Origin of the sequence: Bradyrhizobium sp. 170 (genome assembly GCF_023101085.1) — a bacterium.
Classification (GTDB): domain Bacteria; phylum Pseudomonadota; class Alphaproteobacteria; order Rhizobiales; family Xanthobacteraceae; genus Bradyrhizobium.
This window is the reverse complement of sequence record NZ_CP064703.1, coordinates 237,669-251,907: the sequence shown is the minus strand read 5'-3', so window position 1 is coordinate 251,907 and position 14,239 is coordinate 237,669. Positions and strand designations below refer to the sequence as shown.

Genomic DNA, 14,239 nt, shown 5'->3' with positions numbered 1-14,239 from the left:
ACGGCACCGCCCTGCTGGAGCGCACGATGTCCCTCCGCCGCAAACTTTCACCCGGATTTTCTCGCGCCGTTAGCTACCTGCTGCGATCGCGGGCTGGCGTCCGTCATGCCACAGGCGAACCGTCGGACCAGGATGCCGCCACGACGATGGAGAAGCTCGACGCGGCGCTCAACAATATGAGCCACGGCCTTTGCATGTTCGGGCCGGACAATCGCCTGCTGCTGTGGAACGATCGATACGTCAAAATGTACCAACTGGCGCCCGACAGCCTTCGCGTCGGGTGCACGCTCGACGAAATGCTCGAGGCGCGCAAGGCGGCGGGCACGGCCTATCGCGACCTCGGACAATATGGATCGAAGCTGCGGGAGGTGATAACGACGCGCAGCCCCGACAGCCTCGTCGCCCAGCTCGACGACGGCCGCATCGTCAATGTTTCATATCGCCCGACGCAAAACGGCTGCTGGGTTTCGACCCATGAGGACATCACCGAGCGCGCGCAAAACGAGGCAAGGATCGCGCATCTGGCATTTCACGACCAGCTCACCGGCCTGCCGAACCGGGCGGCGTTCAACGAGCACATCGCAAACACTCTCCAGCTGGCGGCCGGCAATGCCTCGTTTGCCGTGCTGTGCGTTGACGTCGATCAGTTCAAGGAAATCAACGACGTCTACGGCCATTCGACCGGCGACCGGTTTCTGGTGGAAGTCAGCCACAGGCTGACGTCGGCCTGCAGCGGATCGTTCCTGGCGCGGCTCGGCGCGGACGAATTCATCGTCGTCTCGCCCGATGGCCCGCAACCGGCGACGGCGCAGGAGCTCAGCGCCCATCTTGCCACCGTCCTCGACCAACCGGTTTGCATCGACGGCTATGAGATCGAGAGCAGTCTTACGATCGGGGCCAGCGTCTACCCGCGCGACGGCGCCGATGCGGATACCCTGGCCGCCAATGCCGAGACCGCGCTTTATCGCGCCAAGGCCGACCAGCGCGGCAGCATGCGCTGCTTCGAACCGGCGATGGGCCGCCAGATCCGGGAAAAGCGCGCGCTGCAGCACGCCATCAGGGCAGCGCTGACGAAGAACGAACTGGAATTGCATTTCCAGCCCCAGGCCCTGCCCAATGGAAGTATCTTCGGTTTCGAGGCGTTGCTACGCTGGCGGCATCCACTGCGCGGCCTGGTGCCTCCAGGGCTGTTCATTCCGCTGGCGGAAGAGATCGGCGCGATCGGCCCGATCGATGAATGGGTGCTGCGCGAAGCCTGCCGGGAAGCCGCTTCCTGGCGACGACCGCTCACCATCGCGGTAAACCTGTCGCCGGTCGACTTCCGGCGGGGCGATGTCGCGGCGATGATCCTTGCGACGCTCGTGGAAACCGGTCTCGATCCACAACGCCTTGAAGTCGAAATCACCGAGGGCGTGCTGTTCGAGGATTTCGAGCGCGCCCTCGCCATCCTGCGCCGGATCAAGGGCCTCGGCGTGCGCATCGCGATGGACGATTTCGGCACCGGCTATTCATCGCTGTCCTACCTGCAGGACTTTCCATTCGACAAGATCAAGATCGACCAGACCTTCATCTCCAGGATTGGCGACAGCTTTCAGGCCGGCGCCATCATCCACTCCATTCTGAGACTTGGGCGCACGCTCGCGTTGCCGGTCATTGCGGAGGGCGTCGAGACCGAGGAGCAGCGGGCGTTCCTCGCGCGGGAAGGGTGTCAGGTTCAGGGCTATTTGATCGGCCGGCCGGAGCCGATCGCGCATTACCGGCATCTGGTGTCGGGTCTTGCCGGCGCGATACCATCGTCCGCGCCCGTTGAAACGGCGAGTTGAGGCGAACCGGTCTCCCCGGATCAAGTCCGAAGGCATGCTTCGCTGGGAAACGCTCCAGATCGTCCGCGCCGCGTCGGGCATCCCGCCCCGCGGTGCGATCGGCTCAGTGCATCGCCTCTTCGGCCTTTGACGAGGCGCTCGGCCGCTTCTTGGCGTGCTTGCCTCTCAGGAAGCGGATGTCCATTTCCGTGCCGTTGACGCGAACGAGTTCGCACCGGCGATAGGCGAGGCCGGTCGACGACAGCAGCAGGAAGAACTCCTTGAGATTGAGGCCCTGGATGGAGCCTTCCACGGTCAGCGTGGCGTCGGTGTCCGAGATCGCGTTGAGCTGGCAATCCCTGCGCCAGGTCCCGTCGATCGCCATGATGCAGACGTCATAGCCCCGGCTGAACGTGACCCGCTCTGCGCCTTTGCCGTCCTCTGTCATCGCTCACCGTCCCGCCATCGCCACAAATTTTGGCATCGACGTTGCGCCCTGCGGAGACGCGGCACGCGCGCCGCTCGGCCGATAGAGACCGCGTTTGTCCGGGAACGGCTTGAAGACATCAGTCAGGCCGACGACCGTTTCCGCCGCGCCCAGCACCAGGAAGCCATCGCCTTCCATCGCCCTTCCGAGACGGCCGAAGATATTGATCTTGGTGTCCTGATCGAAATAGATCAGGACGTTGCGGCAGAAGATGATGTCAAAGGTGCCAAGCTGGGAGAAATCGTGCAGCAGGTTCAGTTGCCGGTGCTGAACCATGGCGCGCAGCTCCGGGCTGATCTGCCAGAGCTCGCCGTTCTGCTTGAAATACTTGACGAGCAGTTGAATCGGAAGGCCGCGCTGGACCTCGAACTGGCTGTAGATGCCCGATTTCGATTTCTCGAGCACTTCCGTGGACAGGTCGGTCGCGATGATCTCGACGCGCCATCCGGCAAGCGCCGCGCCCATTTCCTTCAGCGACATCGCAAGCGAATACGGCTCCTGGCCGGTCGAGCCGGCGGCGCACCATATCCTGATGCTCTTTCGGCCGGCGCGCGCCTTCAACACGTCAGGCATGATCGTATCGCGGAAGTGCTCGAACGGCACCTTGTCGCGGAAGAAGAAGGTTTCGTTGGTGGTCATGGCTTCGACCACCTGGGCGATGATCGAAGGCGATCCGCCCTTCATTTTCTGCACGAGTTCGCCGATGCCCGGCACACCGCATTTGCGCGACAGCGGAAGCAGGCGGCTTTCGATCAGATATTGCTTGTCTGCGGACAGGTCGAGACCGGAATGATCCTTCAGGAGCTTACGCAGGTACTCATAGTCTGGCGGGGTCACGGGCGGCCTCTCAAGGGCAAGCGGATAAGATTTAGACCGGGCTCTGTTCGTTAAGCGCGACCAGACCGACTTCCTGGAATTTTGCCGCGACGATGTCCTTGTCGAACGGCTTCATGATATATTCGTTGGCACCGGCATGCAGCGCACGCGAAATATGATCCATGCCGTTCTCGGTGGTGCAGAACACCACCTTGGGCGCATCGCCGCCGGGCAGGCGGCGCAGATGGCCGAGGAATTCGTAGCCGTCCATGACCGGCATGTTCCAGTCGAGCAGAACCGCGTCGGGCATGACCTCCTTGCAGGACGCAAGCGCCTGCTCGCCGTCCTCGGCCTCGGTGATCTGGAAATCCATATCTTCCAGGATGCGGCGCGCGATCTTTCGCACGACGCTGGAGTCATCGACCACAAGACAGGTTTTCATTTCAGGCCTCCTTGCTTGACGCGCGGTGTTACGCTGCGAGGGCTGTTTTCGGCACGATTTCGAGAACGCGATCGATGTCGAGGACGACCATGAGCTGGCCGTCGAGACGGTGAACGCCGCCGGCGAGCTTGGCCATGCGGGGATCAAGATTGACGGGGTTTTCCTCGCGGCCATCGTCGCGGAGTTTCAGGACCTCGCCGATCTGATCGATCAGAAGGCCGTAGGACTCGCCGCGCAGATCGACGCCGACCGCCATCGGCGGCTTGCCGTCGTCGTTCTTGGGCAGGCCGAGCCGGGCGCGCATGTCGACCACGGTGACGATGCGGCCGCGCAAATTGAGCACGCCGGCGATCTCGGCCGACGACAGCGGCACCCGCGTCAGCCGTTCCGGCATGAACACGTCCTGCACCCGCGAGATCGGCAGGCCGAACAATTGCCCGCCGATCACGGCGGTGACGTATTCGGCGACAGTGCCCTCGATGGTCTCGGTCTTGGTTGTCATGTGCTTGTTTCCTTACGCCGTCCGGCTGAACTTGTTCATGCCGCTCTGCTGGTCTCGGCGGTCTGTTCCTTCAGCGCCGCGATCAGGCCGGGACGGTCGAACTTGGCGACATAATCGTGGAAGCCGGCCTGCCGCCCGCGCTCGATCGCCGCCGGCGACACCAGCGAGGACAAAGCGATGATCGGCATCGTGCTCAGATTGTTGTCGGCGCGGATGGTTTCGGCGAACTCGAAGCCGTTCATGTCCGGCATTTCGATGTCGGTCAGCACCACGTCGAAGGTGAGGCCCGAGCGCAGCGCGGACAGCCCCTCCTGCGCGTTGACGGCGACCCGCACCTTGTAGCCGGCGGCTTTCAAGACCGGCGCCAGCATGTTGCGGAAGAATGCACTGTCGTCGACCAGCAGCACCGATTGCGCCGTTGATGAAGCCCGCATCTCCTTGCGCGAGAACCAGTCGGCAAACGCCATCGGCAGGAAGTGGCCGACGTCGATCACTTCGGTGGCCTGGCCCTTGATCACGGCCGAACCGAGAATGCCCTCCTGCTGACCGGCGACTTCGATGTGCAGCCGCTCCTCGACGATGTCGATGATCTCGTCAACCACGAGCCCCATCGAGCGGCCGTCGTCGGCGAACACCAGGATCGGCTGCGAGCCCGTGGTCTGGACGGTGACCCCGTTCATCTGCACCAGCGGCATCAGCTGCTCGCGGTACTGCACCATGTAGCGGCCGTTACTGAGCTCGATCTTGTCGGTGGCGATCTCCTCCAGCCGGGTGACGAGGCCGAGCGGCACCGCCTTGGGCTGGCTCGATCCGGCGCGGAACACCAAAAGCGAGGTAAGCTGTTCGCCGCCGATCGCATGCGCGGCCGACGCCTCGTCGGCCATCTCATGGGCCGAGGAGCCGGAGGCGCCGAGCGCCTTGGCGATGCCGTTGGGGTCGATGATCATGATCACGGCGCCATCGCCGAGAATGGTGTTGCCGGAGAACATGTCGATGTGCCGCAGTTTTGTGGACATCGGCTTGACCACGATTTCTTCGGTGTGGAACACGCCGTCGACCACGATGCCAAAGGTCTGGCTGCCGACCTGCGTCACCACGATGAAGCCGTTCTCGGGATCGCTTGACGAGCCGTCGTCGATCTTGAGGAGCTTCTTCAGGTGCATCAGCGGCAGCAGCTTGTTGCGCAGGCGCAGCACCGCGGTGTCCTTGATGCGCTCGATGCGGTGTTCGGAGTTGGCGCGGGCGCGGACCAGCTCGACCACGGACAGTTGCGGGATCGCAAAGCGGTCGCCGGCGGCCTCCACGATCAGGGCCGAGACGATGGCGAGCGTCAGCGGGATCTTGATGGTGACGGAGGAGCCCTCACCCGCCACGCTCTTGATGTCGATGGTGCCGCCGATCTGGTCGATATTGGTGCGCACCACGTCCATGCCGACGCCGCGGCCGGAGACCGAGGTAACGGTGGCCGCGGTCGAGAAGCCCGGCGCGAAGATGAACTTGTGGATCTGGGCTTCGGTCATCTTCTCCAGTTCGGCCTCGGTGACGAGACCGTTGGAGACTGCCTTGGCCTTGATCCGCTCGGTGTTGAGCCCGCGGCCATTGTCGGCAATGCAGATGATGATGTGGCCGCCCTCGTGATAGGCCGAGAGGCGGATGGTGCCCTGCTCGCCCTTGCCGCTAGCGACGCGCTCGGCCGGGGTCTCCAGGCCGTGGTCGGCGGAGTTGCGCACCATGTGCGTCAACGGATCCTTGATCAGGTCGAGCACCTGGCGGTCGAGTTCGGTGTCGGCGCCGTGCATCTCGAGCTCGATCTGCTTGCCGAGTTCGCCGGAGAGGTCGCGGACGATCCTTGGCAGCTTCTGCCAGGCATTGCCGATCGGCTGCATCCGCGTCTTCATGACGCCTTCCTGCAGTTCGGCGGTGACGTTCGACAAACGCTGCAGCGGCACCTTGAACTCGGTGTCCTCGTTGCGGCGGGAGATCTCCAGCAGCTGGTTGCGGGTCAGCACCAGCTCGGAGACCATGGTCATCAGATGTTCGAGCGTGTCGACGTTGACGCGGATCGACTGGTTGGCGATCTTGTCGGCTTCCTGGACGTCGGTGTCGGCGACAGCGGCGCGCTTGGCAGGTTTTGCCTTTACTTCCTTTGCAGCCTGCGGCTCGGGGGCGGCTTCCGGCGCGGCCGGCTTGGCGGCGGGCTTCGGCGCGGGCGCGACTTCGGTCGCGGTCTCGCGGAAGGCGCGTTCGAGGTCGTCGAGCGAGACTTCGCCGGGACGCAAGGGGCGTTCCAGCACCTGCTCGATCAACGTGCCTGATGTCACCGCCGGCTGAACGGGCGGTGCGGCAACGACGGGGACTGGCGCGGGCTCAGCCGCAGCTTCCGCATGGTGGCCGCCCTCGGCCATCGCGTGCAGCTTCTCGATCAAATCTTCGTCGGTGCCCTCGGGCTCGGTTTCGGTGGCCTCAAGGCCTGCGAGAATTTCCTTGATGCGGTCGATGCTACTCAGGACCAGCGTCACGGCCTCGGCCTTGACCGGCATGCCGTCGCGGAATTTGCCCATCAGCGTCTCGCCGGCATGGGCCAGCGCTTCCAGCCGCGGCAATCCTAAGAAGCCGCAGGTGCCCTTGATGGTGTGGACCAGCCGAAAAATGTTATCGAGGATCTTCGCGTCGCTCGGGTCCTGCTCGAACCGCACCAACTGATTGTCGACCGTATCCAGGCTCTCACTGGTCTCCGTCAGGAACTCCCGCAACAGGTCGTCCATAGAGCATGCCTTCCAAAAAATCAGATATCGGCCTTCTGCAGACTAACCCTCCGGATTTCACGGCTACGTTAATTTCACCGTCCGTGCTAATACGGATATGGTGAACAAAATCTCGTCATCGGCTGTTCGCGGCGGTGCGGTCGACGACGATGAAGCCGTAGCCCCGGGAGCGATGCCGGACGAATAGAATGTGGGAAGTTGTTACCACCGTTCCCCGGGATCGCTTCGCTCGCCCGGGCTACAGCAGCCGGATATAATGATTTGGGGACTTGCGTGCGGCGAAGGTCGCACCGGTCAGGCTGCGAGCAGTTCGTCTTCGCGCTTCACCAGCTTCCTGATTTCCTTGAGCGCCTTGTAGAGCGCGCCGGAGGCGACATGGGCGTTGGCGGCATCAATTGTGATGCGGGCGCCCGGATTGGCCTCGCGCAGTTCGCGCAGGAAGCCTTGATAGGCGGTCCGGTAACGCGGAATGTCGTTCTTCAGATACATGGTCTGAAGGCAGAGATAGAGACGCTTGGCCGGCGTGTTGGCGGTCTCGGCCGTGATGGTGTCTCGCTCGCGCAGTATCGGCGCATCGCCGTCGATCAGGAACGAGGTGCGCGTGCCGGAATTGACGAGAACAGTTTCGCCGATCACGATTCGTTCAAATGGCTTCAGTTCAACACGTAGCGGCACAATCGTCCCCCGTTCGAACACGCGCGCGAGCGCGGCGGCTCACGACGTTTACGAAACATCGTTCGTGCAAATGCGCGGCGAACATGCCGCCATATAATTTTTAGGGATCTTGGATCGATGGTGGCGGCGGGGTTTCCCCCGCCGCCTTGATCGTTGACGTCGCCGTCCCGCTTAGCGCAGGAGCTGCAACACGCTCTGCTGGCTCTGGTTGGCCAGCGCCAGCGCGGACACCGCGATCGACTGGCGGGTCGACAGCGCCTGGCTGTTCGCCGCTTCCTCGTTGGTGTCGGCCAGCGTCAGGTTCGACGAACCGGTCTGCAGCACGTTGATCAGGTTCTTCGAGAAGTCCTGACGGATCTGTACGATCGACAGGTTCGAACCCAAGGCGGAAGCCTGCGTGCGCAGCAGCGTCGAAGCGCTGCTCAGGTTGCCAATAACCTTGTTGGTGGCGGAGTTGTCGATGAAGTCGGTACCGCTCGCCAGGTTCGCCAGACCGAGACCCGCCGCATTGAACGACACGCCGGTGATGTTCAAGGTCGACTTGCCGGTTTCGTTGAACGTCAGCTTGAGCTGATCGCCGCCCAGCAGGTTGACGCCGTTAAACGACGCGTCCTGCGCAGTGGTCGTGATCTGCGACAGGATGCCGTTGAACTGGCTCACCAGGTTGCTGCGGACCGCCTGCGCCGACGCGTCGACAACCGGAGCCGATGCGGTCGTGAAGGTGATCGAGGTGGTGAGCGTACCGCCGATCGCACCGCCTGCCACCGCCGAACCGAGGGTCGACGAAGCATAGTCGTTGGTGGTGGAGATCGTCAGCTTGCCGGCCGAGTCCAGCGTCGCGTTCAGGTTGTTGGCCAGCAAAGATGCGTTGAGCTGGTCGAGGGTCTTGACCGTACCGTTGGCGCCGTCGCCGAAGGTGACGTTGACTGCCGAACCACCGTTGAAGGAGGTGAAGGTCAAGGTCTTGCCCGACAGGCTGCCGGCGGCGGCGGAGCGGCCCGCGGTGAACGAGGTCCCTGTGCCGGTGTTGCCGGTGAGGCCCAGCGCCGAGAGCGCATTGCCGGTGCCGATGATCGACAGGTCGGCAGTCGTGCCGGTCGAGATCTGCAGCGCGCCCGCCACGATGGACGATGCGACCTGGCCGGCGGCGACGGCTACCGCTGCCGAACCGCTTGCGTTCGTTGCGGTCTGGACGCCGGTCGCAAGATCGATCGCCTTCAGCGTATCGGCGATCGTACCGCCCTGCAGGTAGACGGTCGAATTGCCGTTGCCGTCGGTGACGAGGTTACCGCTGACGCCAGAACCGGTCGGAACGTTCGCAGGCAGCGGAGGAGCGGCGTTCTTGAACGTGATGGTCTTGCCGTTGACGTTCAGGGTGGAGCCATCCTGAACCAGGGTGCCAAGCGACGCGGTCGTGATCGTGCGCTGCCGGGTGACCGTGGCGTCGCCGGCGCCGACCGACGCGGTCAGACCGAGAGCATTCAGGAGGTCGGCCCTGCCGGTGATGCTGAGATCCGCACCGGTACCGGTCGTGAGCGTGAGAACGCCGGCCGCGATGGCCGCGTCGGCGCCCGACGAGCTGGAGAGCGTCGCAGCACCTGCGCTGTTGACGGTCTTCTTGACACCGCTGGCGAGGTCGATGGCGTTCGCCAGATCCTGCACCGTCGCCGTCGGGGTGCCCGTGGTGCCGATGTAGACGGTGGAGTTGCCGTTGCCGTCGGTGACGATATTGCCGCTGCGGCCGGATCCGGCGGGAACATCCACTGCCGCCGGGACCGAGCCTGACTTGAAGGTGATGGTCTTGCCGTTGACGGTCAGGGTCTCGCCGTCGGAAGGGGCGCCGTTAGCCGCAATCGTCGTGGCGCTGGGCGCACCGGCCAGGGTCAGGGTCAGGGCAAGGCTGTTGGCGGCGCCGGCACCGTTGGCGGCGCCGGTGCCAACCAGCGAAGCGGAAGTGCCGCCGAGCGTCGTACCCACAACGGCTGCGGAAGTGCCGCCGGCCGCGCCGGAGAACAGCACGTTGGAGGACGCGGTCGCGCTGGTGTAGCTCGTGGTGCCGCGCAGGTCGGCTGCGGTGGCGCCGGTGATGGTCGCTGACACATTCGACTTGGTGGAGTAGCCGACCGCGCTCTGCAGCGCCTGGTTGGCGATCGACTTCGCGGTATCGACCAGCTTCTGCAGCGAGGTGATGCCAGTGTTGGCGGCCTGCAGCACCTGCACGCCGTTGCCGATACCGTCCAGCAGGTTGTTGATGTCACCGGCGCGCGAATCGAGCGACTGCGCGGTGAAGAAGTTGGTGGGGTTATCGAGAGCGGTGTTGACCTTCTTGCCGGTGGCAAGGCGGTTCTGCGTGGTCGCGAGCAGATCGGCGGTCGACTGCAGCGAGAGAAGGTTCTGGCGAACCGACGACGAGAGAACAATACCTGACATAACTCATATCCTTCTGGATGAACACGATTGACGCAACGCCACAACTTCATTGGGCGACCGTGCCACACTGGTTCTGAAGCGCTACTCACAGGTTAACGCGCCGATCCGTACAAATACGAAACGCCAAAAAAACCTTCACCGATGTCATTTATGGTAAACAGAGTCTTACCGATGCAGGCTCCGGCCCCTGCGCACCAACGACGCCGATCGCGGAAGGCTGTGACGGCGCATCGAGCAATCGATCGCCGGCGGAAGAATATCCGCGAGCCGCTAGTTCGACTGGACGACGCCGCTGAAACGGGACCGGGCTTCGGCAAGACATTCGTTAACGATCGCCAGCAGCGCTCCCGGCGTGAACGGCTTGCGCAAGCAGCGCGCGGCGCCGAGTTCGAGCGCCATGCGCAAAAAGTCCGGCGCCGGCGAGTCGAGGTTGGCAAAGGCGTATCCCGACATCGCAACCAGCGGAATCGCCGGCGCGCGTTCGTGGAATATCCTGATCGATTCGAGCCGCGCATGTGCGGCATGAAGATGTCGACGAGCATCAGGTCGAAGCTGGAATCTTCCAGCGCACGAAGCCCGGCTTCGCCGCCATCGGCTATCGTCACGTCAAAGCCGTGACGCTCAAGATAGATCTCGATGGCCGCGCAGACCATGGGATCGTCATCGACGATAAGAACGCGTGTCATGTCAGCCCCCGGAAGCAGATAAAGTACTTTCAGTCCGATCATTCCGCAGTCGCAATCATAACGGGGCTGTCTGGTTTTTCTGGTTTGGTGGGCGGTGCCGGTGGCTTCCGTCGCCTCCTCAGGGCCGACGAAAGCGGCGAACGCCGCATGGCCTCTCCATGGCAGTTCAGCCCGTATTTGCCCTCTCTCTCGAAATGTTCGGCGGCGCGCTCCCAATGGCGGCGAGCGCTGCGGCATGTTTGCGACGCTGTTCGGCTTCCGACAGACACTCGTCGATTACGCCCAGCAGCGTTGCCGGCCGGAACGGCTTGCGCAGGCACCGTGTCGCGCCGAGGCTGAGCGCCATCCTGAAGCAGGCGGGATCGTCCGTTTCGGGGGCGGGAAAAGCGTAACCGGAGATCGCAATCAGCGGGACGGTCGGTGCGTGGCTGTGAAAATGCCCTGATCGACTCGAAACCTCGCATGTTCGGCTTGAAGACATCGACGATCATCAAATCGAACGTGCCATCGTTCGCGGCGAGGCCGCTCTCGCCGCCATCCGTGATCGCGACCCTGAACCCGCACTGCTTGAGCCATATGCCTATGGCAAGGCGGGTGTGCAGGTCGTCATCGACCACCAGGATACGACGCATGACCACCTCCCTCATGGCGTCGGACGCTCAATGCGCCTTGTCGGCCATCCCTGCCAAAGGGAACGCGACCTTCCACACGATCGCGCAGGCAGTTTTGCCTTGCGAATCAGTGCAATACCGCATTTCTGCCGCAAATTGGCGGCCTGTCTGCCCTCCACAGTGTATAAGGCCGGTTCCACAACCTGGCGCCATCGGACCGGGAATTTTAATGCCTGGCCGGCCCGCGACGCGCCTTGCCCTCATTGACGCGAGCGTTCGATCTGCCGCCTTGGATCCGGGCGTATCGCGTCCTCCCAATCGAGTGTTCCAGGTCTTTGCCGCCGGCGGCGCTGACATTGCTCTGCCCGCATCGCAGAACCATCGAACTGGCCAAGCGCGCCGCCGAGCGGTGCAGCCCATTACAAAAACATATGGGGAGCATGAGCAGCCCCGTTGATGCAGGCCCGGCGATCTGCTCCGAACAATGCGTCTCACCCGACGGATCGCGCCTGTTGCGCGCGCGGGATTTGTGCGACGTGCAGAGCACGGCCGCCGATCCCGGAATTCCTCGCACGGATGATCGACGTGCAGCGCACCGCGATCTCGATCGCGGCGCATGCATTTCAACGGGCCCGCCTCGCCATCGACGGCCACGGGCAAATCAAAATCATCGACGTCGACGGCCCTGCGGAAGACCTCGTGCGAGTGCGACCGGGCGATCCGGACGCGACGCGACCGGCCGCTGAACGCGACGAATGGCTGCCGCCCGCACAGGCACCTGCCCAACGGCGCTCGCGTCTTGGCGCGCGTCTTGGGAAGGCCTCGACGCGGCGCCGACGGCGTGCGTCTATTTTGCCAGTTCTGCTTGCCGGGAAAATGTGCAAGGATCCCCCTGTATTTCGGATTGCGCGTTAGACGCCAGAGACCGGCTTGGCCCGTAAGGCAGGAGACTGCTTTGGATTCAGCCCCTCGTTCTCAGAATGGATTCTTGTCCTCGCTGACCGCGGACGACTTCGAATTGCTTCGTCCGCATCTGCGTGCCGCCGATCTCAGCCAGGACATGGTGCTGGTCGAAGTCGACGAAACGCTCAAGCGTGCGTACCTCCCGCACAAGGGCGTTATCTCGCTGGTCGTCAAGCTCGCACGCGGCGAGCATGTCCAGATCGCGATGATCGGCCGCGACAGCATCTTCGGCGCGTTTTCCGCACTCGGCGACCCCGTTGCGCTGAATACCGCCGAGGTGCTGGTGCCCGGTGCCGCCTCGACGATCGATCTCGACCAGCTTCGTATTGCCGCTGACCAGAGCGCCACGTTGCGGACCGCGCTGACGCGGCATGGCCTCGCCGTCTATGCGCAAATCCAGCAGACTGCCGGCTGCAACGCCTCGCACACGGTGGAGTCCCGGCTGGCGCGATGCCTGTTGCATACGCGCGATCTCTCCGGCAGCGACAAGCTCGTCCTGACCCAGGAAGCAATGGCCCAGATGATCGGCGCGCGCCGCAACAGCGTTTCGCTGGTGGCCAACACGCTGCAGCACGCCAACTTCATCCACTACAGCCGCGGACATATCGAAATCACCAACGTGGACGGCCTGATCAAGACCTCCTGCGAGTGCTATGCGACGGTCAAGTCGCAGTACACGAGACTGCTGCATCCGCGCATCCACTGCGCGGCCGCATGATCGCTCGTCGCGATCGGCGGCGGCGCGGCCGATCTATGATACGCATCGCGCCGCCGTTGCGCGCGAGGATTGCACAATCCCCTAACATCTTACCGTACTACTACGGCCAGTCCCGACCTTTGCGCTGTTTCGGCCGGCGCCGAGTTAACGCGCTGTTCAATGAGCCCTGATAGTTGTCACGGTGCTGACGGGTGCGGGTTCGAGACAAGGCAATCGAGACTCTTTCGCGCGCAACGCGGATTCACCTGTGTTCGGCGGCCTGCTGTTTGCGCGGAGTTAAGGACCATGGCTTTTGACTTGTCGATGCCGATCCTGGTGGTCGATGACTACAGCACCATGATCCGCATCATCCGCAACCTTCTCAAGCAGCTCGGATTCGAGAATGTCGACGAGGCCAGCGACGGATCGGCCGCGCTCGCCAAGCTGCAGACCAAGCGCTACGGCCTCGTGATCTCCGACTGGAACATGGAGCCGATGACCGGCTACGACCTGCTCAAGGAAGTCCGCGCCAGCCCGGAATTTTCCAAGACGCCTTTCATCATGATCACGGCTGAATCCAAGACCGAAAACGTCATCGCCGCGAAGAAGGCCGGCGTCAACAATTACATCGTCAAGCCGTTCAACGCCGCAACGCTGAAGACCAAGATGGAAGCGGTGTTTCCCGACGCAGCCGGCTGACATCCGCCGGGAGAGCATCGCTGTCTCCGGGGCCACGCCGCCGCACATACTTCAGATCCGCCACTGCCGATACAACGACCTGCGCGCGGCGCTCCTCACAAGATGTCTTTTCTAGAGCCGGACCGGTTCGCTCCGCGCCGTCATGCGGGTTAGCCGTACTACTACGGTTTGAGATTTTCACCTCCGGATAACATTGACTGACGATAGTTGCGGGGTCCAACGGAGTCCCCCCATGTTCACGTTTGAAACGAGCGATCAGAAGGAAGTGCGGCGTTTTCGTATCGCCCAGTTCAATGGCAGGACCGCAACCGTGCGCTCGGCCGGATCGGCGGTCACCGGCCACGTTCGATCGATCGTGGAAAACAAGTCGAGCGTTCCGGCGGCGTGGACCATCACGATCATCCCGGAAGAGCCCAAGCCGACGCTCTCGTTGCGGCCCGCACCGCGCGCTCGCTCCTTCATGGAAGACCTCCGCTGAACGGCAGAACGCACGATCCAGATTTTTGATCTGACACGTTTTCTTGACGCGAACCGGTTTCCACCCCCGGATCAAGTCCGAGGGCATGCTTCGCTCGAAAACGCTCTGGCAAGCCTGCCCGGCCTGCCAGCTTCCCGCACATCGATAGCTTGAAGCCGCGCCCTCAGCGGCGCATCGCAGGCACCA

The 14,239-nt window shown here is 63.2% G+C and carries 12 protein-coding genes and 2 pseudogenes; 5 read left to right on the top strand and 9 right to left on the bottom strand.

Features of this window, described 5'->3' with window-relative positions:
• Positions 1-26 precede the first annotated feature (26 nt).
• Positions 27-1,823, top strand: coding sequence for an EAL domain-containing protein (locus IVB05_RS01235; RefSeq protein WP_247782646.1), 1,797 nt, complete (start codon positions 27-29; stop codon positions 1,821-1,823).
• Positions 1,824-1,926: 103 nt separating this feature from the next.
• Here IVB05_RS01235 and IVB05_RS01230 read toward each other — a convergent pair whose 3' ends face one another.
• The 9 genes and pseudogenes from IVB05_RS01230 to IVB05_RS01190 form a co-directional block, all read right to left on the bottom strand.
• On the bottom strand, positions 1,927-2,250 hold the full coding sequence (locus IVB05_RS01230) for a PilZ domain-containing protein (RefSeq protein WP_247782645.1): 324 nt from the start codon (positions 2,248-2,250) through the stop codon (positions 1,927-1,929).
• 3 nt (positions 2,251-2,253) lie between these two features.
• Entirely contained in the window at positions 2,254-3,126 is an 873-nt protein-coding gene (locus tag IVB05_RS01225) for a protein-glutamate O-methyltransferase CheR (RefSeq protein ID WP_247782644.1), read from the bottom strand.
• Positions 3,127-3,157: 31 nt separating this feature from the next.
• Positions 3,158-3,547, bottom strand: a complete 390-nt coding sequence (locus IVB05_RS01220) for a response regulator (protein WP_247782643.1) — start codon at positions 3,545-3,547, stop codon at positions 3,158-3,160.
• Between the two features lie 28 nt (positions 3,548-3,575).
• A complete protein-coding gene (locus IVB05_RS01215; RefSeq protein ID WP_247782642.1) occupies positions 3,576-4,049 on the bottom strand; it encodes a chemotaxis protein CheW in 474 nt (157 codons plus the stop codon).
• A gap of 35 nt (positions 4,050-4,084) precedes the next feature.
• Complete coding sequence (locus IVB05_RS01210; protein ID WP_247782641.1) at positions 4,085-6,814, bottom strand: hybrid sensor histidine kinase/response regulator; 2,730 nt, start codon at positions 6,812-6,814, stop codon at positions 4,085-4,087.
• 294 nt (positions 6,815-7,108) lie between these two features.
• The gene (flbT, locus tag IVB05_RS01205) at positions 7,109-7,489 is read right to left on the bottom strand and encodes a flagellar biosynthesis repressor FlbT (RefSeq protein ID WP_247782640.1); all 381 of its coding nucleotides are present in this window, start codon (positions 7,487-7,489) and stop codon (positions 7,109-7,111) included.
• A 171-nt stretch (positions 7,490-7,660) separates the two neighbouring features.
• Positions 7,661-9,919 (bottom strand): DUF1522 domain-containing protein, encoded by a 2,259-nt coding sequence (locus tag IVB05_RS01200; RefSeq protein ID WP_247782639.1) that lies wholly within the window; start codon positions 9,917-9,919, stop codon positions 7,661-7,663.
• Positions 9,920-10,189: 270 nt separating this feature from the next.
• Positions 10,190-10,605: pseudogene (locus IVB05_RS01195) on the bottom strand (response regulator).
• 166 nt (positions 10,606-10,771) lie between these two features.
• Positions 10,772-11,237: pseudogene (locus IVB05_RS01190) on the bottom strand (response regulator).
• Positions 11,238-11,792: 555 nt separating this feature from the next.
• Here IVB05_RS01190 and IVB05_RS01185 point away from each other — a divergent pair.
• The 4 genes from IVB05_RS01185 to IVB05_RS01170 all read left to right on the top strand — a co-directional run bounded on the left by IVB05_RS01185 (position 11,793) and on the right by IVB05_RS01170 (position 14,053).
• The gene (locus IVB05_RS01185) at positions 11,793-12,131 is read left to right on the top strand and encodes a hypothetical protein (protein ID WP_247782638.1); all 339 of its coding nucleotides are present in this window, start codon (positions 11,793-11,795) and stop codon (positions 12,129-12,131) included.
• 40 nt (positions 12,132-12,171) lie between these two features.
• Positions 12,172-12,897 carry a Crp/Fnr family transcriptional regulator gene (locus IVB05_RS01180; protein ID WP_247782637.1) on the top strand — a complete coding sequence of 242 codons (726 nt, stop codon included), beginning with the start codon at positions 12,172-12,174 and terminating at the stop codon, positions 12,895-12,897.
• Positions 12,898-13,182: 285 nt separating this feature from the next.
• Positions 13,183-13,575, top strand: a complete 393-nt coding sequence (locus tag IVB05_RS01175; RefSeq protein ID WP_247518762.1) for a response regulator — start codon at positions 13,183-13,185, stop codon at positions 13,573-13,575.
• A gap of 232 nt (positions 13,576-13,807) precedes the next feature.
• Entirely contained in the window at positions 13,808-14,053 is a 246-nt protein-coding gene (locus IVB05_RS01170; protein ID WP_247782636.1) for a hypothetical protein, read from the top strand.
• Positions 14,054-14,239 lie beyond the last annotated feature (186 nt).

Coding starts and splice junctions, on each gene's coding strand:
- IVB05_RS01235 (WP_247782646.1), top strand. CDS start 27: ATGTCCCTCCGCCGCAAACTTTCACCCGGATTTTCTCGCGCCGTTAGC.
- IVB05_RS01230 (WP_247782645.1), bottom strand. CDS start 2,250: ATGACAGAGGACGGCAAAGGCGCAGAGCGGGTCACGTTCAGCCGGGGC.
- IVB05_RS01220 (WP_247782643.1), bottom strand. CDS start 3,547: ATGAAAACCTGTCTTGTGGTCGATGACTCCAGCGTCGTGCGAAAGATC.
- IVB05_RS01215 (WP_247782642.1), bottom strand. CDS start 4,049: ATGACAACCAAGACCGAGACCATCGAGGGCACTGTCGCCGAATACGTC.
- IVB05_RS01210 (WP_247782641.1), bottom strand. CDS start 6,814: ATGGACGACCTGTTGCGGGAGTTCCTGACGGAGACCAGTGAGAGCCTG.
- IVB05_RS01200 (WP_247782639.1), bottom strand. CDS start 9,919: ATGTCAGGTATTGTTCTCTCGTCGTCGGTTCGCCAGAACCTTCTCTCG.
- IVB05_RS01185 (WP_247782638.1), top strand. CDS start 11,793: ATGATCGACGTGCAGCGCACCGCGATCTCGATCGCGGCGCATGCATTT.
- IVB05_RS01175 (WP_247518762.1), top strand. CDS start 13,183: ATGGCTTTTGACTTGTCGATGCCGATCCTGGTGGTCGATGACTACAGC.
- IVB05_RS01170 (WP_247782636.1), top strand. CDS start 13,808: ATGTTCACGTTTGAAACGAGCGATCAGAAGGAAGTGCGGCGTTTTCGT.